The organism is Microbacterium sp. GW823-FHT02G05, from assembly GCF_058797175.1.
In genome coordinates, this window is the sequence record NZ_JBXAJK010000001.1 from 1,365,901 (window position 1) to 1,382,678 (window position 16,778).

Sequence of the window (16,778 nt, forward strand, 5' to 3'; positions counted from 1 at the left end):
ACCCGGCGAGCTTCCCTGGGGAGCAGCCGACTTGCGCCCGCCCGCTTTCGATATATAGGCTGACCTCGATTGGCTCTTGCAGCCATGCCATTGGGGGCACAGTCTGTGCGGCACCGATTACCCGATCGGGGCCTGCGCGGGGGAACTTGCCATTGCGCGTCTTGTCGCGCGCTCACCGGCATGCGCTTCCGGAGCCGTATGAAGCGATGGACCCGCCATCGCTCATCCTGAGGGGGATGGCTCATGCGTGCAGTCCTGCGCAAGCAGAAACGTCAACAGCGTGTCCGGAAGATCACTGCGATGATTGCCACGGCATCTCTGCTGACGGCAGGCCTCATCGTCGGAGGTCTGGGCATCCAGGGGGCGCTTGCTGCGCCGTTCACTCCGCAGGTGACCGTGGACAGCACGGGTAATGCAGGCAAGGACTTCATCCTCGCGGGTGAGGATGCGACTTTCGAGATCACGGTCTCCAACGAGACAGGCCCGAAGCAGTTCAACCTCGGCGTTACGGCGATGGTGTCTGACAGCGTCTCGCTGGTCTCAGGTGGCGCCTTCGGAGCGCCGACGATCTTCCGCGCGGGAGACGTTCTGCCCAACACGTCGCGAAGCGGCAACGTCGACTGCGCATCCCTCGGCTTCGTTCCTGCGCCTGGCAACCTCAACCGCTGCGCGGTGCCAGCGGGCCAACAGTTCTGGGTGTGGTCGGACGTCAACGACCTCCCGACCGGCGGTGACGTGACGTCGAGCGTGACGGTGCGACCGCATGCGACGGCGTTCCCGGTGGGGACCGAGATCGACTTCGCGGTCTCGGCGTACACGAGCAGCGAGCCCTCGCGTCTGCCCACTTTCGACGGTTCTCCGAGCAAGGCGAAGACGACCTCTCACACCTCGGCGCCTGGCCAGGACACTTCTCCGACGGCGCTCCCGGTGAAGGCTCTCCGCATCACCAAGAGCGAGCCGAGCCCCGAGAGCGAGCTGCTCCGAGGCGTGCACGAGAATGTCACGACATACACGATCACCGTCGACGCGACCGGCGAGGCCGCGACCAACGGCATCACCGTCACGGACTACCTTCCTGCGGGGCTCGAGTACCTCGGCGTGGCCGGGGGCGACCAGTCATCGGGCAGTGACGAGTACCCGACATCGGGCACGATCCCCGGCACCTGGACGCACAGCGGCGAGAGCGTCGAGACCGTGGCGCTGGACGCGACCGAGGCGAGCGCTCTCGGTCTCTCGGGCGCAGGCGTGTACACCAAGGTGACCTGGACGCTGCCTCCGATCACCAGTGGCTCCGCACAGGTGCTTCCGGGCACGCCCGGAACCGCTGGCACCTACACCTTCACCTATCAGGCGGGTATCCCGCTTTTCGAGAACGTACTCTGGCCCGCCGGATCGGAGCCGGACGTCGCATCCGGAGCGCAGGCAGCGAACCTCGACAACAACACCGGCCCGTCGACGCGTCACGGCAGCACCGATTCGAACGCACCCGCGCAGGCACAGTCGCTGGTGAACGCGGCCGTTGCTGAGGGAACCTACACCGGAGCGGTGACGGACGAGGCGCTGCGGGTCACAAGCGACCGCGACACGGAGTCCGTGGACGCCGTGGATCTGCGCGTGATCAAGAGCGTCATCACGGACGGCGACGGCGATGCCTTCGCCACGGGAACACTCGCGACCTACACGCTCTCTGTGGGCGTGAGCGAGTACGTGAACGCGTCGAACATCACTCTGACCGACGTCATCCCGAATGGCCTGTGCCCGGCCTTCCCTGCGCAGGCGACACCACCGACCCTCCTCATGGACGGCAACGTGGTCACAGCCGGGGTCTGGAACACGACCGTCACGCCCGGGAGCCGTTGCAACTATCCGAGCACGGAACCCGGTTCGACCCTGACCGGGGCGACAGCGACATCGATCGAGTACTCGTCGACGGACGGAACGTTCACGGTCGTCTTCGCCGCGTCCGACATCCCCGCGGGCACCGATCACGCAGGTGTGCAGTACACGCTCATGCAGCGTCCCGACTACACCGGCAGTGACGGTGGTACCAGCTCCGGTGACGTGCTCACGAACACCGTCAAGATCACCGGCACCACGACTCCGATCGATGAGATCGCCGGTGACCCCACGCTCTCCGGCAAGGTCGGTGGCGATTACTTCCCGCTCGATGACTCGGAGGCGACGATCACCTCGCCGCCGTCCATCCTCCAGAAGGACGTGCTCGAACGCGGAAAGACTCCGGCGACCGCAGCAGCAGGCGACTGGAAGGAGAGCTCGAGCGAGCCCTTCTCGACAGGAGACTCGGTCTGGTACCGGCTTCAGATCGATTTCGCCGACGGCATCGACACGCGCGGCGCGACCCTCGAGGACTACATTCCCGTGGGCGTTGAGTACGTCGGCGCGACGTACCAGTGGGCCGGCATTCCTGGATTCTCCGACCAGACGAGCCCCGTGGCTCACGGTGCCGGTGCCTTCCCCGGCGACTACCTGCCCGTGCCCCAGGTGAACGGAAACGTCATCGCTTGGGAGCTCGGTGCCGAGAACCGCGACGGCAGCACCGCGCGCTTCATGCCGGCGGGGAGCGCCATCACGATCCTCGTTGAAGGGCGAGTGACAGGCGTCTCCATCTCGAGCACCGACATCGACAGTCCCCTCAACCACGCGAAGTACCAGCAGGAGAACGTCAAGGGAAAGATCGTCTTCCAGCGCGACTCGGCCGGCTTCGACCTGGACTGGACCCCCACCCTCACCAAGGGCATCAAGACGAACCCGCACGCCGGTGGGAGCACGAACAAGACCTTCGACCAGGGCGGCACCAACGAGCTGGTCGTCCAGGGCGATCAGGTCATCTACCGCATCGACGTGACCGCACCGCAGAACACGACCGACGACTACCTCATCTGGGATGTCCTGCCCAAGGGCGTCAAGGCTGCGGATGTCTCGAACTACACCGCCGCCCTCTACGACGGTGGCACGGAGACGGCGACCGGCGCGTTCACGGCGCAGGCCTACGACACCCTGCCCGTTGGCATCCAGCTGAGCACGGCATACACGGGTCGCTCTGTGGTCATCTGGAACTTCACGGCGAGTGTCGCCGGATCCGAGAAGGGCACGAGCCCCGTCACCCGCGGCTTCACGCTGGGCTACACGCTGACCGTGCCGGACGGCTCGACGGCGAGCACCGCGGCCGAGCTCGGTCAGAGCTTCACGAACACCGCGGGGATCGTCAGCTACGACGTTCCGAACAATGGGGGAGGAGCCTCGACTCTCGTTCCGCAGAAGCCGGCCGGTGGTCAGGAGCTCACGACCCGCGTGCCGACCTCGTCGGAGCACGCCGTCGGCGACGCCAACACCTATGACTCCGCAGAGATCCACCTTCCCCAATCCACGATGGTGAAGAAGCTGGTCTCGACGGAGGTCGGCCCCGCCGCAGCCATCGGCGCGGATGGCACTGTCGGTCTGAACAACCTCAACGACGCCAACAACACCCAGACGCGCATCGTCCAGGGTGAGTACGCGACGTTCGAGTACAGCGCGACGATTCCCGCGTACACCAGCGTCTCGGGGGCCGTGCTGGCGGACAACGGCAACTTTGGCCCGACTCCGTACACGTTCGTCGCCGGCTCCGCGGTGTTCTCCGGTCCTCGTGGGCAGACGGCGAGCGATCTGGAGACCGCAGGCTTCACGCTCTTCCCCGCGAAGGTGGGCGCCGACAACGCGGGAACCATGAAGTTCCCCGCCACGTACACCAACTCCTCGGCGTCCCCAGAGGTCTTCTCCGTGCGCATCACCGTGCGCGTGGGGGATCTGAACAACAACACGACGCTGACCAACACGGCGACGTTCAGCCACACGAACGTCAACGGTGGCGCACGCGTCGTCAAGTCCGACACGGCCCAGACCGTGTACGTCGAGCCGGCGCCGTCGATCGCGAAGTCGGCGAGCCCGTCCTCCGATGTGCGCGCCGGCCAGGACATCACCTACTCGATCGTCGTCTCGAACGCCGGAGGACGCCCGATCAGCTTCGACAACAGAGTCGTCGATACAGTTCCTGCAGGACTGCACGTCGATCTCTCGTCGTTCACGGCGACGGTCGGCGCGACCACGGTCCCCGTTCCGCAGAGCGCGCTGACCTTCACGGGCGACGTGGCAGCAGGAGACGGCGGAACGATCACCTGGGCGCCCAGCGCGGTGACGGCACTCGGGGCGATTCTGCCTGCTGTCACCCTCACGTACACAGCGCAGATCACTGATATCGCTGCAGCGGGTCAGACGTACACCAACTCCGCGACTGTGACCGGCTACACCCTGCCGTCCACCGTCGGCGGTGAAGATACGACGACACGTCGCGGCCAGCGCACGGCGACGGACGACGCGGTCATCACGGCTACGACCCTCAAGCTGACGAAGGGCGTTCGCCTCGGCAGCAGTGGTGCGTACACGCCGACGACGACTGCACCCGTCGGCGAGACCGCCTCGTACGAGGTGTCGGTCGTGTTGCACGCGAACATCAACTACTACAACATCGAACTCCGTGACCTGCTGCCGCAGGGCGTGACGCTCGTCGGCAGCGCGCCTGTGGTGAGCGTGACACCATCAGGCTCCGGTGCTGACGCTGCGTGGAACTGGACGGAGACGTCGAACCGTTGGAAGGGCACGTACAGCGGCTCGGGAGGTGACATCCTCGCGAGCCCGCAGGAGCGCGTGCTGACCTTCACGTACGACGCTTTGCTGACCACATCGATCCCGCAGAACGCGACGACCCTCACGAACGAGGCCGGTGTCAGCTGGACACAGGGTGAGACGGGCCCGCGCACAGAGATCACCGATGACGCGACCATCACGGTCGCGAACCCGAACATCGTGATCGCGAAGAAGGTCCAGGGCGTCGACGAGATGCACGACCACTCCAACAAGACGTTCACGTACACCGTGCAGGCCCGCAACACCGGGACGACCGCGGGCTACAACATGACGTTCGTCGACACTGTTCCGAGTGGCGTGATCGTCGACCCCGCCACTGTGACAGGGGGCGGTGTGCTGACCGGCGCATCGGCTACCACGGGCGGTGGAACCATCACATGGACGGACGTGCCGGGGCCGCTGCCGGTCTACACCAACGGTGGCGCAGGGCAGCTGCTCGAGTTCACCTACGGTGCGCGCTTCGCGGATGCGGAGCACCTCGCAGGCAACCTCGCCACAGGTCGCGGCGCCACGCTCACCAACACCGTGCGCGCCACGCATCTCGAGTCGTTCCCCGACGGTGGACGCGAGTACACCCCGTCCGGGCCGGATTCGGTCGCAGACGCCAAGGTCGTCCCTCTCTTCCCGGCGGTAACGCTCGGTAAGGACGTCGTCGGCGGAGTGACCGAGGCCTTCGTGGGAGAGTCCTTCCGCTGGAAGCTGACCGCCTCGAACAACGGCCAGGGCAACGCTCAGACCATCACCCTCACCGACACGCTTCCGGCGAACTGGGAGTACGACGAGTCGGTTGCGCCGATCATCATGGTCGGCGGAGTGGCTGTCGCATCGCAGGCGCCGACCGAGGGCACCGCAGGCGGTCGTACGACGCTCACCTGGGTGTTCGGCGACGCGACAACCGCCGCTCTGCGCGGGACGGTGCTTGAGTCCAACCCGGCGAAGCGTGTGATCACGGTGGAGTTCGCGGCCAAGCCTCTGCCCGATGCGCTGCAGGACGCAGGTGCAGGTCTTGGCACCCCGCACACCAACACGGTGTCCGCGGTGACGACGGACCCGAGCGGGAGCTCCGGTAATGCGACGGGCTCGTTCACGGGCATTGATCGCACGGCGGACGCGGAGATCGCGCGCGCCGATCTGAAGCTCGAGAAGGACGCTATCGGCGGCGCCAGCGGGGTATGGATCCCCGGCAAGGCCGTGAGCGCAGACTACGCGCAGCCGAAGTGGCAGATCACGGTCACCAACCAGGGACCGGATGCTGCGCACGGACCGTTCACGGTCATCGATACTCCGACGCTTCCGACGGGTGTGACGACCGGTTCGTTCACCGCGCGCTACTACTCCAGCGCGGCAGACACGAATGGAACGGCTCTGACGCTCAGCGGAGCGGGAACTCCCGCATCGCCGTACGTCGTCGGTGACGCCGGTCTCGTGCTCGCGGCTGACCAGTCCGACCGGATCGAGCTCGTCGCAGACGTCACGATCGTGGCGGGCGCGACGGGCACGGCGGAGAACACCGCGAGTGTCATCGGCCGCACCTACGAGACTCAGACCGATATCGACAGGGACAACGAGGATGACGCGTCGAAGTCGCTGAACCCGCAGGCGGACCTCGCGATCCTCAAGAGCACGCCCACGACGGATCCCACGGCCGGCGCACCGCTGTCCTGGGGCATCTCGCTCACGAACCGTGGCCCGTCGATCTCTGAGTCGACCACGGCGAAGCCGATCGTCGTCACCGATGTGATCCAGCCCGGCGTCGCAGGAGTCGCGGAGCCCGCGGCGACGCCGCAGTGGACGGTCGCCGCGAGCGACGGTTGGCCTGCATCCGCCGGTGACACGATCACCTGGACGTTCACGGGAACGAGTCTCAGCGTCGGTGCCGTCGTCAACTTCGCCCTGGCGGGCACGGTCGACTCCGCCTGGACGGGCGGAGCTATCTCCAACACCGCAACGGTGACCCCCGGGGTGACGCCGGATCCTGACCCGGACAACAACGAGAGCACTGTCGTCGTGACCCCTGGCGACGAGACCACCCTCGGCATCACGAAGACGCGTGTCGTCTTCCACGAGGGTGCATGGAAGGACGCCGCCCAGCTGGGCAGCGCTCTTCCCGACATCATCGCCGGTGGGGAGGCGAGCTACCGCGTGACCGTCAGCAACAACGGTCCCGCTGATGCACGCCAGGTCTCGATCGTCGACGCGCCGCCCGCGGAGTTCACCTATGCCCGCGTCGCTGACGAGGTCGGAACGTGGACGCACTCGGTCGTGGCGGCACCTGGCACAGGAGATCGCCTCTCCCTGGGCGGCACGCTGCTCGCGCTCGATTCGGCATCGTTCATCGTCACCTACGGTGTGGACGACAGCATGACGGCGGGCACGGTGCTGGTGAATACTGTGACGGCGTCGGCGGAGAACTCGACGAACACACCGACGGACGACGATTCCAACTCGACCCAGCGTCAGGCGGATCTCAGCATCGTGAAGTCGGTGCTGGATGCCGCGGGTGACCCCGTCACGAACGCGACGGCCACTGCGGGAACGCAGCTGAGCTACCGTCTCGTCGTCACCAACAACGGTCCGAGCATCTCCTCGGCGCCGATCAACGTGACCGATGCGCTGCCTGCGGGTATGTCGTACGTCTCCTCGGAGATCACGTACGACGGCACGTCGGCTGCCGCGTCGCCCAGTGACGCCAGCGGAGTGCTGACCTGGTCGAACGTCACCGACGGAGATCCTCTCGCCGTGGGTGACACGCTCGTGATCGAATTGCTCGTCGACATCGCATCGACCGTCGGCGCTCAGGTGCTCACGAACACCGCGACGGTCAGTGGTCCGGAAGACAGCGACCCGACGAACAACACCGACACGGAGCCGGTGACGATCGAGACGAGGGCAGACATGTCGATCGTCAAGGACGTCGCAGCGGGTCCGTGGATCGCAGGGACGAACGTGACGTACACCATCACGGTGACCAACAACGGTCCCTCTGTTGCAGATGCGACGGTCACCGACGTGCTTCCGACGGGCCTCACGGCCGTATCGATCGACGGTCCCGGATGGGCATGCGACGGCACAGCGGCACCGTGCGAGTATCCTGCGCATCCGGTGGGCACGAGCACGATCACCGTTGTCGCTGCCATCGCCCCCAACGTCGCGACGGGGACGAACCTCGTGAACACGGCGACGCTGCAGTGGACCGACACCGATGGTCCGCACAGCGAGTCCGACCCGGCCGACATCACGGTCACGACGCAGGCCGACCTTGCGCTCGTGAAGACCGCAGTGGATGACGCCGGGAACGAGATCACCCACGTCACGGCGGGCGCCACGTCGCGCTACCAGATCGTGGTGAGCAACAACGGATCGAGCGATGCGGTTGCGCCGTTGACGGTCGTCGACACGCTGCCCGCCGGCATCAGTTTCGTTGCGCTGGTCGGGGCAACCGGGTGGACGGCTTCGCCCGCGGCTCCCGCGATGGACGGCACGCAGCAGGTGACGTTCACGCGTGACCCGAGCACGGCGGGACTTGCGAGCGGTGCGACCGCGACCATCCTGTTCGACGTGCAGGTGGACTCCGATGTCATGCCCGGTGCGGTGCTCACGAACACGGCGACGGTGACCTCCGGGACGCCCGACCCCGATCCGTCGAACGACACCGACACGGCTGATGTCACCGTCGACGCGCTCGTCGACCTCATGATCACCAAATCGGCCACCGGCCCGACAGTGATCGGCGAGACGGCGACGTACGAGCTGCTGGTTCACAACAAGGGCCCGTCCACGGCACGGGGGATCGTGGTCGAAGATCACCTTCCGGACTCGCTGGAGCTCGTGGGCGCATCGGGAACCGGATGGAACTGCGTGGCGGACATCGCGACAGGGCAGGTCAGCTGCACGCTCGATGAGCTCGCGGCAGGAGACGACGCTGCGGTGATCACGATCGAGGTGCGTGTCCTCCCGACGGCGTACGACGAGGTCTCGAACACGGCGACGGTGGGTTCGACCACGCCGGAGCTTCCCGAGACGCTCGACGACAACACGTCGACCGTGACGACTCCGGTGCCTCCCCTGGCCACGCTGAAGGTCACCAAGACCGCAGTCGGAACGTTCCAGGTCGGCAAGACCGGCACCTATTCGATCACGGTGCGCAATGACGGTCCGACCGAAGACCCGGGCCCGATCACGGTGACCGACGTCCTGCCAAATGGCCTGACCTTCGCCGGCTCTCCGGATGCAGGTGTCTCGGTCGCCGGGCAGACCGTCACCTGGACGCTCCCGGACACTCTCGCCGTCGGTGAGGAAGTGGTGCTCACTCTTGAGGTGAACGTCGGACAGGGGGCGTACCCGAAGGTCGAGAACACGGCGACGGTGCAGTCCCCGACGACGCAGACGCCGGACGCGGAGCTCACCGACAGCGTGACCGTCGAGGTCAAGGCCGCTGACCCGCTCGCGCTCACGGGCGGTGAGATCGCAGCGAACATCATCATCCTCGGGCTGGTGCTGACGCTGCTGGGAGCAGCGGGCGTCGTGATCGCACGACGGGGCCGCGACCTGGAGTCGGCGCAGTAGCCTCCGCCTGACGCGAACCGCCCCCGGGAGAAGTGATCCTTCCCCGGGGGCGGTTCCTTTGTGCAGAATGGGGGCAGGCCACGACCGCTGGCGCACACGCAAACGAAGGGGGACTCCATGGGCATTGGAGACTCGGTCAACGACGCAATCAACAAGGGCAAAGACTTCCTTGAGCAGAACAAGGACAACATCGAGGGTGCGCTCAAGAGCGAGCAGGCCGAGGGCATCAGCGACAAGGTTCTCGACGGCCTTTCCGACCTCGCCAAGAAGATCGCTCCTGACGCCGCAGACAAGATCGACGAGGTCCGTGACAACGTCGACAAGAGCGTCGGCAACGAGTAGGTTCTTCGCCCGCTGATATGTGGGTGTGAGGCGGTCCGCTCCGTGAGCGGGCCGCCTCGTCTTTTCCCCCGAGAACACGCGGATGTCACGGGGCGCCGGGGGCGACCGAACAGTGCGACACGCCCGGGTTTGCGTGGGTCAGATCCGCATGGCAAAATAGACAGGTTCCACATTTCGGCGTTGCGCTTGCGTGCGCCGAATCACTGCCAGGCAGTGCATAGACGGCGCGAAGCGCAGGGATCTAGGCCGCGGGTAGCAGAACACACAACCGACTCTCTCTCCGGAGAGACCCGCATGCGCGGGCGTCGGCATCCGTTCGCCCTCGGGCAGCGGGCTGACAGAAGAACAGTGGTGCAGCAGATCGACTCGCAGAGCCGGTCCGGTGCCAGGCGTGAAACACGCTGTGGTGCGTCCAATGCCCCCGATCCACCTGGGTCGGGACGGTAAGACGCTTTAAAGAAAGATGAGCAGACAATGGCGGGACAGAAGATCCGCATTCGCCTGAAGTCGTATGACCACGAGGTCATCGACACGTCGGCGCGCAAAATCGTCGACACCGTGACCCGTGCGGGCGCGACCGTCGTCGGCCCCGTGCCGCTTCCGACCGAGAAGAACGTCGTGTGCGTCATCCGGTCGCCGCACAAGTACAAGGACAGCCGCGAGCACTTCGAGATGCGCACCCACAAGCGTCTGATCGACATCGTCGACCCGACGCCGAAGGCTGTCGACTCGCTGATGCGTCTCGACCTGCCGGCCGATGTCAACATCGAGATCAAGCTCTGAGGTTCGACATGGCTACCATCAACGAGAAGATTTCCAAGGGCATGCTGGGCACGAAGCTCGGCATGACGCAGGTGTGGAACGAGAACGGCAAGCTCGTTCCCGTCACCGTCATCGAGCTTGCGCCCAACGTGGTCACCCAGCTCCGCACCATCGAGAAGGACGGCTACAAGGCTGTTCAGATCGCTGCGGGACAGATCGACCCCCGCAAGGTCAACAAGCCCCTCACCGCTCACTTCGAGGCCGCAGGCGTCACGCCGCGTCGTCACGTCACCGAGATCCGCACCGCGGACGCCGATGACTACACGCTCGGCCAGGAGCTCACGGTTGACGGCCTTTTCGAGGCCGGCCAGCTCGTCGACGTCGTCGGCACGAGCAAGGGTAAGGGCACCGCGGGTGTCATGAAGCGCCACAACTTCGCTGGTGTCAGCGCTTCGCACGGTGCACACCGCAACCACCGCAAGCCCGGCTCCATCGGCGCATCGTCGACGCCGAGCCGTGTTTTCAAGGGCATGCGTATGGCTGGCCGTATGGGTGGAGAGCGCGTGACCGTGCTCAACCTGACGGTGCACGCCATCGACACCGAGAAGGGACTCATGCTCGTCAAGGGCGCGGTCCCCGGTGCACGCGGCCGCATCGTTTTCGTCCGTAACGCAGTGAAGGGTGCCTAAGTCTCATGGCTGACACGACTCTCACTCTCGACGTCATCGGCGCCAGCGCGAAGAAGACCGGCACGGTCGACGCTCCCGCAGGCCTCTTCGATGTCAAGACCAACGTCCCGCTGATCCACCAGGTCGTCGTCGCGCAGCTCGCTGCCGCACGCCAGGGCACCCACTCGACCAAGCGTCGCGGTGAGGTCTCCGGTGCAGGCCGCAAGCCGTTCAAGCAGAAGGGCACGGGTAACGCTCGTCAGGGCTCGATCCGTGCACCGCACATGACCGGTGGTGGCATCGTCCACGGCCCGAAGCCGCGCGACTACTCGCAGCGCACCCCCAAGAAGATGATCGCTGCCGCCCTCCTGGGCGCGCTCAGCGACCGCTTCCGCGGCCAGCGCCTGCACGTCGTCGAGTCCTTCGGTCTCGAGGACAAGCCCTCGACCAAGGTCGCGGCTGCGCACCTCTCGGCTCTGCCGGGTAAGACGGCGCTCGTCGTGATCGACCGTACGGACGACAACAGCGCTCTGAGCATCCGCAACCTTGCTGGCGTTCACCTGCTGTACGTCGACCAGCTCAACGCATACGACGTGCTCGTCGCTGACGACATCGTCTTCACCAAGCCCGCTTTCGAGGCGTTCGTCGCCGCGAAGACCGGCACCATCGAGGAGGTCTCGGCATGAGCGCACAGGACAACGTCCTCGCAGCCGCGAGCAACAAGGACCCGCGCGACATCATCCTGAAGCCGGTCGTCTCCGAGAAGAGCTACGGTCTCATCGATGAAGGCAAGTACACCTTCCTGGTGGACCCGCGCGCTTCGAAGACCGAGATCAAGCTCGCCATCGAGAAGATCTTCGGCGTCAAGGTTGCTGCGGTCAACACGATCAACCGCGTCGGCAAGGCCCGCCGCACTCGCTTCGGCACGGGAAAGCGCAAGGACACCAAGCGCGCCATCGTGACCCTGAAGTCGGGCACCATCGACATCTTCACGGCAGTCGGCTGACCGGGGGATAAGGACTAATAATGGCTATTCGCAAGTACAAGCCCACGACCCCGGGCCGTCGCGGCTCGTCGGTGGCTGACTTCGCTGAGATCACCCGATCGACGCCCGAGAAGTCGCTGCTCCGCCCGCTCTCGAAGACCGGTGGTCGCAACAACCAGGGCCGCATCACGACCCGTCACATCGGTGGTGGCCACAAGCGCCAGTACCGTGTCATCGACTTCCGTCGCAATGACAAGGACGGCGTCAACGCCAAGGTCGCTCACATCGAGTACGACCCCAACCGCACCGCGCGCATCGCGCTGCTGCACTACTTCGACGGCGAGAAGCGCTACATCCTCGCGCCGGCGAAGCTCAAGCAGGGCGACATCGTCGAGTCGGGCGCAAGCGCTGACATCAAGCCGGGAAACAACCTCCCGCTGAAGAACATCCCGACGGGTACCGTCATCCACGCAATCGAGCTCCGTCCCGGTGGCGGCGCGAAGATGGCGCGTTCGGCCGGTGCATCCGTCCGTCTCGTCGCCAAGGATGGCCCCTACGCTCAGCTGCGTCTGCCCTCGGGCGAGATCCGCAACGTCGATGCGCGCTGCCGCGCGACCATCGGCGAGGTCGGCAACGCCGAGCAGTCGAACATCAACTGGGGCAAGGCTGGCCGCATGCGCTGGAAGGGCGTCCGCCCGACCGTGCGTGGTGTCGCCATGAACCCGGTCGACCACCCGCACGGTGGTGGTGAGGGTAAGACCTCCGGTGGTCGTCACCCTGTTACCCCCTGGGGTAAGGCAGAAGGTCGCACCCGTCACGCCAACAAGGAAAGCGACAAGTACATCGTGCGTCGCCGTACCGCTGGCAAGAAGCGCAAGTAGGAGTAGAGGAAGATGCCACGCAGTCTTAAGAAGGGCCCCTTCGTCGATGACCACCTGCTTCGCAAGGTTGTCGTCCAGAACGAGGCGGGTACGAAGAACGTCATCAAGACCTGGTCGCGCCGATCGATGATCATCCCGGCGATGCTGGGTCACACGATCGCGGTCCACGACGGTCGCAAGCACATCCCCGTGTTTGTCTCCGAGACCATGGTCGGCCACAAGCTGGGCGAGTTTGCGCCCACCCGCACCTTCCGCGGCCACGTGAAGGACGACAAGAAGGGCCGCCGCCGCTAACGCGGGGCGAAAGAGGAGAGAGAAATGGTGGAGTCCATCGCACGCGTGCGACACATCCGCGTGACCCCTCAGAAGGCTCGTCGCGTCGTTGCGCTCATCAAGGGAAAGCAGGCGCAGGAAGCGCTCGCGATCCTGAAGTTCGCACCGCAGGCCGCAAGTGAGCCGATCTACAAGCTCGTGCACTCGGCTATGGCCAACGCACAGGTGAAGGCAGATCGCGACGGCGAGTACCTGAACGAGGCAGACCTGTACGTGAGCAACGCTTACGTCGACGAGGGCACGACGCTCAAGCGTTTCCAGCCCCGTGCACAGGGTCGCGCCTTCCAGATCAAGAAGCGCACGAGCCACATCACGGTCGTGCTCTCGACGCCGGAGGTCGCTGAGACCGCCGACGCCGCAAGCAACAAGAAGGCGAGCAAGTAATGGGACAGAAGGTTAACCCGTACGGCTTCCGCCTCGGAATCACGACCGACCACGTGTCGCGTTGGTTCTCGGACTCGACGAAGCCGGGCCAGCGTTACGCCGACTACGTCGCCGAGGACATCAAGATCCGTCAGTTGCTGCAGACGCAGCTCGACCGCGCCGGTGTCTCGAACATCGAGATCGAGCGCACCCGTGACCGCGTCCGCGTCGACATTCACACCGCCCGTCCGGGCATCGTGATCGGTCGCCGTGGCGCCGAGGCCGAGCGCATCCGCGGCGACCTCGAGAAGCTCTCGGGCAAGCAGATCCAGCTGAACATCCTCGAGGTCAAGAACCCCGAGGCTGACGCTCAGCTCGTCGCACAGGGCATCGCCGAGCAGCTCTCTGCTCGTGTGGCGTTCCGTCGTGCGATGCGCAAGGGCCTTCAGGGCGCGCAGCGCGCTGGCGCCAAGGGCATCCGCATCCAGGTCTCCGGCCGCCTCGGCGGCGCCGAGATGAGCCGCTCGGAGTTCTACCGCGAGGGTCGTGTGCCGCTGCACACGCTGCGCGCGAACATCGACTACGGCTTCTACGAGGCGAAGACCACCTTCGGCCGCATCGGCGTGAAGGTCTGGATCTACAAGGGCGACCTCACCAACAAGGAGCTCGCTCGCGAGCAGGCAAACCAGAAGCCTTCGCGTGACCGTGGTGGCGACCGTCGCCGTGGCCCGCGCAACGAGGCACCTGTGGCAGAAGGAGCGTCGGCATAATGCTCATCCCCCGCAAGGTCAAGTACCGCAAGCAGCACCACCCCGGTCGTGCTGGCCAGGCCACCGGTGGCACCAAGGTGTCGTTCGGTGAGTTCGGCATCCAGGCACTGACGCCCGCCTACGTGACGAACCGTCAGATCGAGTCCGCTCGTATCGCGATGACCCGTCACATCAAGCGTGGTGGAAAGGTGTGGATCAACATCTACCCCGACCGTCCGCTCACGAAGAAGCCGGCCGAAACCCGAATGGGTTCCGGTAAGGGTTCCCCCGAGTGGTGGGTCGCCAACGTCAAGCCGGGCCGTGTCCTCTTCGAGGTCGCGGGTGTCAACGAGGAGCTCGCACGCGAGGCTCTGACCCGTGCCATTCACAAGCTGCCGCTCAAGGCACGCATCATCAAGCGCGAGGAGGGCGACGCGTAATGGCGATCGGCACCAAGGAGCTCGCTCCGGCAGAGCTCGACACGTTCGAAGACCAGCGCCTCGTTGAGGAGCTGCGCAAGGCCAAGGAGGAGCTGTTCAACCTCCGTTTCCAGTCGGCCACCGGCCAGCTGGAGAGCCACGGCCGTATCCGCGCCGTCAAGCGCGACATCGCGCGCCTCTACACCGTGATCCGTGAGCGTGAGCTCGGCATCCGTGCGACGCCGGCTCCGGTCGAGGCTCCGGCCAAGAAGGCGACCAAGTCGAAGGCGAAGAAGTCCGAGGATGCCTCGGCTGACGCCGAAGGGAAGGCTGAGTAATGGCCACGAAGAAGGAAGCAGCCGTCGAGGCTGAGCACGCCGCGCACGATGTGCGCGACGCCGACGCTCGCGGTTACCGCAAGTCGCGTCGTGGCTACGTCGTCAGCGACAAGATGGACAAGACCATCGTCGTCGAGGTCGAAGACCGCGTGAAGCACCCGCTTTACGGCAAGGTCATTCGCCGCACCTCGAAGGTCAAGGCGCACGACGAGTCCAACTCGGCCGGCATCGGTGACCTCGTCCTCATCAACGAGACCCGCCCGCTCAGCGCCACGAAGCGCTGGCGTCTGGTGGAGATTCTGGAGAAGGCCAAGTGATCCAGCAGGAGTCACGCCTCAAGGTCGCCGACAACACCGGCGCGAAGGAACTGCTCACCATCCGCGTTCTCGGTGGCTCGCGCCGCCGTTACGCCGGTCTTGGTGACACGATCGTCGCCACGGTCAAGGACGCGATCCCCGGCGGAAACGTCAAGAAGGGTGATGTCGTCAAGGCGGTCATCGTCCGCACCAAGAAAGAGACGCGCCGTCCCGACGGCTCGTACATCAAGTTCGACGAGAACGCTGCCGTCATCCTGAAGAACGACGGGGAGCCCCGCGGCACCCGTATCTTCGGCCCGGTCGGCCGTGAGCTTCGTGACAAGAAGTTCATGAAGATCGTCTCGCTGGCACCGGAGGTCATTTAACTATGGCGAACATCAAGAAGGGTGACCTGGTTCAGGTCATCACCGGACGCAAGCAGGACAAGGGCGGCGACCGCGGCAAGCAGGGCAAGGTCCTCGAGATCCTGACCGAGCAGAACCGCGTTGTCGTCGAGGGCGTCAACTACGTCACCAAGCACACCCGCGTCGGCCAGACGCAGCGTGGCACGAAGACGGGCGGCCTCGAGACCATCGAGGCTCCCATCCACATCTCGAACGTCGCCGTCGTCGACCCCTCGACCAAGAAGCCGACCCGTGTCGGTCACCGCGTCGAGGAGCAGGTGAAGGACGGCGTCAAGCGCACCGTCCGCGTGCGCTACGCCAAGAAGAGCGGTAAGGACCTCTGATGAGCACCAACGCTGCCGCGCCGGCTGGCAAGATCCAGCCGCGCCTGAAGCAGAAGTACAAGGCTGAGATCCAGCAGAAGCTGCAGGAAGAGTTCGGCTATGCGAACGTCATGCAGATTCCTGGCCTGGTCAAGGTCGTCGTGAACACCGGTGTCGGTGAAGCGGCTCGTGACAGCAAGGTGATCGAGGGCGCGATCGACGACCTCACCAAGATCACCGGCCAGAAGCCGATCGTCACCAAGGCTCGCAAGTCCATCGCGCAGTTCAAGCTGCGTGAGGGGCAGGCGATCGGTGCACACGTCACGCTGCGTGGCGACCGTGCCTGGGAGTTCCTGGACCGTCTCGTCTCGCTGGCTCTTCCCCGTATCCGCGACTTCCGCGGCCTCTCGGCGAAGCAGTTCGACGGAAACGGCAACTACACCTTCGGTCTCCAGGAGCAGAGCGTGTTCCACGAGATCGATCAGGACAAGATCGACCGCGTTCGCGGTTTCGACATCACTGTCGTGACCTCGGCGAAGACGGATGACGAAGGACGCGCACTGCTGCGTCACATCGGCTTCCCCTTCAAGTCCGAGGACGCACAGGCGTAGCACTCTCAGCGGGCCCGGTGACCACGTGTCATCG

Annotated in this window: 16 protein-coding genes; all 16 read left to right on the top strand. The window is 65.4% G+C overall.

What is annotated here, in order from left to right; all coding sequences use genetic code 11:
- The first annotated feature begins 300 nt into the window (after positions 1 to 300).
- The 16 genes from AC1REM_RS06510 (at position 301) to rplE (ending at position 16,744) form a co-directional block, all read left to right on the top strand.
- Positions 301 to 9,270, top strand: coding sequence for a hypothetical protein (locus AC1REM_RS06510; protein WP_492513907.1), 8,970 nt, complete (start codon positions 301 to 303; stop codon positions 9,268 to 9,270).
- Between the two features lie 117 nt (positions 9,271 to 9,387).
- Positions 9,388 to 9,612 carry a hypothetical protein gene (locus tag AC1REM_RS06515; protein WP_492513908.1) on the top strand — a complete coding sequence of 75 codons (225 nt, stop codon included), beginning with the start codon at positions 9,388 to 9,390 and terminating at the stop codon, positions 9,610 to 9,612.
- Positions 9,613 to 10,086: 474 nt separating this feature from the next.
- Positions 10,087 to 10,395: a 30S ribosomal protein S10 gene (rpsJ, locus tag AC1REM_RS06520; protein WP_017201594.1), complete on the top strand. Its 309-nt coding sequence runs from the start codon at positions 10,087 to 10,089 to the stop codon at positions 10,393 to 10,395.
- Between the two features lie 8 nt (positions 10,396 to 10,403).
- Positions 10,404 to 11,063, top strand: a complete 660-nt coding sequence (gene rplC, locus AC1REM_RS06525) for a 50S ribosomal protein L3 (RefSeq protein ID WP_204939146.1) — start codon at positions 10,404 to 10,406, stop codon at positions 11,061 to 11,063.
- Positions 11,064 to 11,068: 5 nt separating this feature from the next.
- Positions 11,069 to 11,728: a 50S ribosomal protein L4 gene (gene rplD, locus AC1REM_RS06530; protein WP_492513909.1), complete on the top strand. Its 660-nt coding sequence runs from the start codon at positions 11,069 to 11,071 to the stop codon at positions 11,726 to 11,728.
- Positions 11,725 to 12,048: a 50S ribosomal protein L23 gene (gene rplW, locus AC1REM_RS06535; protein ID WP_204939148.1), complete on the top strand. Its 324-nt coding sequence runs from the start codon at positions 11,725 to 11,727 to the stop codon at positions 12,046 to 12,048. Before rplD ends, rplW begins: the two co-directional genes overlap by 4 nt.
- Before the next feature lie 20 nt (positions 12,049 to 12,068).
- Positions 12,069 to 12,908: a 50S ribosomal protein L2 gene (rplB, locus tag AC1REM_RS06540; protein WP_204939149.1), complete on the top strand. Its 840-nt coding sequence runs from the start codon at positions 12,069 to 12,071 to the stop codon at positions 12,906 to 12,908.
- A gap of 12 nt (positions 12,909 to 12,920) precedes the next feature.
- Positions 12,921 to 13,202 (top strand): 30S ribosomal protein S19, encoded by a 282-nt coding sequence (gene rpsS / locus AC1REM_RS06545; RefSeq protein ID WP_492513910.1) that lies wholly within the window; start codon positions 12,921 to 12,923, stop codon positions 13,200 to 13,202.
- A gap of 24 nt (positions 13,203 to 13,226) precedes the next feature.
- On the top strand, positions 13,227 to 13,625 hold the full coding sequence (gene rplV, locus AC1REM_RS06550; protein ID WP_204939150.1) for a 50S ribosomal protein L22: 399 nt from the start codon (positions 13,227 to 13,229) through the stop codon (positions 13,623 to 13,625).
- The gene (gene rpsC / locus AC1REM_RS06555; protein WP_204939151.1) at positions 13,625 to 14,374 is read left to right on the top strand and encodes a 30S ribosomal protein S3; all 750 of its coding nucleotides are present in this window, start codon (positions 13,625 to 13,627) and stop codon (positions 14,372 to 14,374) included. Before rplV ends, rpsC begins: the two co-directional genes overlap by 1 nt.
- Positions 14,374 to 14,793, top strand: a complete 420-nt coding sequence (gene rplP, locus AC1REM_RS06560; RefSeq protein ID WP_204939152.1) for a 50S ribosomal protein L16 — start codon at positions 14,374 to 14,376, stop codon at positions 14,791 to 14,793. Before rpsC ends, rplP begins: the two co-directional genes overlap by 1 nt.
- Positions 14,793 to 15,110, top strand: a complete 318-nt coding sequence (gene rpmC / locus AC1REM_RS06565) for a 50S ribosomal protein L29 (protein WP_204939153.1) — start codon at positions 14,793 to 14,795, stop codon at positions 15,108 to 15,110. Before rplP ends, rpmC begins: the two co-directional genes overlap by 1 nt.
- Entirely contained in the window at positions 15,110 to 15,427 is a 318-nt protein-coding gene (rpsQ, locus tag AC1REM_RS06570; protein WP_204939154.1) for a 30S ribosomal protein S17, read from the top strand. Before rpmC ends, rpsQ begins: the two co-directional genes overlap by 1 nt.
- On the top strand, positions 15,424 to 15,792 hold the full coding sequence (gene rplN / locus AC1REM_RS06575; protein ID WP_025102399.1) for a 50S ribosomal protein L14: 369 nt from the start codon (positions 15,424 to 15,426) through the stop codon (positions 15,790 to 15,792). The genes rpsQ and rplN overlap by 4 nt, the downstream gene beginning before the upstream one ends.
- 2 nt (positions 15,793 to 15,794) lie before the next feature.
- Complete coding sequence (gene rplX, locus AC1REM_RS06580; RefSeq protein WP_492513911.1) at positions 15,795 to 16,154, top strand: 50S ribosomal protein L24; 360 nt, start codon at positions 15,795 to 15,797, stop codon at positions 16,152 to 16,154.
- Positions 16,154 to 16,744 (top strand): 50S ribosomal protein L5, encoded by a 591-nt coding sequence (rplE, locus tag AC1REM_RS06585; protein ID WP_204939156.1) that lies wholly within the window; start codon positions 16,154 to 16,156, stop codon positions 16,742 to 16,744. The genes rplX and rplE overlap by 1 nt, the downstream gene beginning before the upstream one ends.
- Positions 16,745 to 16,778: the final 34 nt, after the last annotated feature.

Excerpts from the sequence above, each read along its gene's own strand:
- rpsS (WP_492513910.1), top strand. The coding sequence starts at position 12,921 with ATGCCACGCAGTCTTAAGAAGGGCCCCTTCGTCGATGACCACCTGCTT.
- rplB (WP_204939149.1), top strand. The coding sequence starts at position 12,069 with ATGGCTATTCGCAAGTACAAGCCCACGACCCCGGGCCGTCGCGGCTCG.
- rplV (WP_204939150.1), top strand. The coding sequence starts at position 13,227 with ATGGTGGAGTCCATCGCACGCGTGCGACACATCCGCGTGACCCCTCAG.
- rplE (WP_204939156.1), top strand. The coding sequence starts at position 16,154 with ATGAGCACCAACGCTGCCGCGCCGGCTGGCAAGATCCAGCCGCGCCTG.
- AC1REM_RS06515 (WP_492513908.1), top strand. The coding sequence starts at position 9,388 with ATGGGCATTGGAGACTCGGTCAACGACGCAATCAACAAGGGCAAAGAC.
- rplX (WP_492513911.1), top strand. The coding sequence starts at position 15,795 with ATGGCGAACATCAAGAAGGGTGACCTGGTTCAGGTCATCACCGGACGC.
- rpsC (WP_204939151.1), top strand. The coding sequence starts at position 13,625 with ATGGGACAGAAGGTTAACCCGTACGGCTTCCGCCTCGGAATCACGACC.
- rpsQ (WP_204939154.1), top strand. The coding sequence starts at position 15,110 with ATGGCCACGAAGAAGGAAGCAGCCGTCGAGGCTGAGCACGCCGCGCAC.
- rpmC (WP_204939153.1), top strand. The coding sequence starts at position 14,793 with ATGGCGATCGGCACCAAGGAGCTCGCTCCGGCAGAGCTCGACACGTTC.
- rpsJ (WP_017201594.1), top strand. The coding sequence starts at position 10,087 with ATGGCGGGACAGAAGATCCGCATTCGCCTGAAGTCGTATGACCACGAG.
- rplW (WP_204939148.1), top strand. The coding sequence starts at position 11,725 with ATGAGCGCACAGGACAACGTCCTCGCAGCCGCGAGCAACAAGGACCCG.
- rplC (WP_204939146.1), top strand. The coding sequence starts at position 10,404 with ATGGCTACCATCAACGAGAAGATTTCCAAGGGCATGCTGGGCACGAAG.
- rplD (WP_492513909.1), top strand. The coding sequence starts at position 11,069 with ATGGCTGACACGACTCTCACTCTCGACGTCATCGGCGCCAGCGCGAAG.
- rplP (WP_204939152.1), top strand. The coding sequence starts at position 14,374 with ATGCTCATCCCCCGCAAGGTCAAGTACCGCAAGCAGCACCACCCCGGT.
- AC1REM_RS06510 (WP_492513907.1), top strand. The coding sequence starts at position 301 with ATGATTGCCACGGCATCTCTGCTGACGGCAGGCCTCATCGTCGGAGGT.